Raw genomic sequence first — 790 nt, forward strand, 5'->3', positions numbered from 1 at the left:
TATGGCGTGATAAAGAAAGACGGAATGAATAGCCTCGCGTACTGGGTTGTTGCCGCGGAAGGAAAACGAGACGTTACTAACGCCACCAGAGACACTTGCATAGGGTAGGTTTTGACGAATCCAGCGAGTAGCTTCGATAAAGTCAACGGCGTAGTTGTTATGTTCTTCGATACCTGTTGCGACCGCAAAAATATTCGGGTCAAAAATAATATCTTCAGGAGGCATGCCTAAGCCAACCAATACGTCGTATGAGCGCTTACAAATCTCTATCTTACGATCTAAGGAGTCGGCCTGACCCTTCTCATCGAAAGCCATCACTACCGCGGCCGCACCGTAACGAATACAGGCTTTCGCATGATCGATAAATTGCTCTTCGCCTTCCTTCAAGCTAATTGAGTTAACGACAGCCTTCCCTTGTACGCAACGCAGTCCGGCCTCAATTACTTCCCACTTAGAGGAGTCAATCATAATTGGTGCTTTGGAGATATCTGGTTCTGAAGCGACGAGGTTGAGAAAGTGGACCATCGCTTCTTTGGATTCCAGCATGCCTTCATCCATATTGATATCGATGATTTGTGCGCCGTTTTCAACTTGCTGTCTTGCAACGTCGAGTGCTTCTTCAAACTCTTCGTCTTTAATAAGCCTCAAAAACTTCTTTGAACCAGTAACGTTAGTGCGCTCACCGACATTAATGAATAGTGAGTCTTCATCTGTAACAAAAGCTTCTAAGCCGGAAAGGCGAAGTTTGGGTTTGATCTGTGGAATAGCCCTTGTACTGTGTTTCTCCATA

Annotated in this window: 1 protein-coding gene; it reads right to left on the minus strand. The window is 45.6% G+C overall.

Features of this window, described 5'->3' with window-relative positions; all coding sequences use genetic code 11:
* The coding region (locus A3735_RS08235) for a dihydropteroate synthase (protein WP_197485766.1) at positions 1-790 on the minus strand (790 nt) is incomplete at both ends.

It is taken from the genome of Oleiphilus sp. HI0061 (assembly GCF_001635675.1).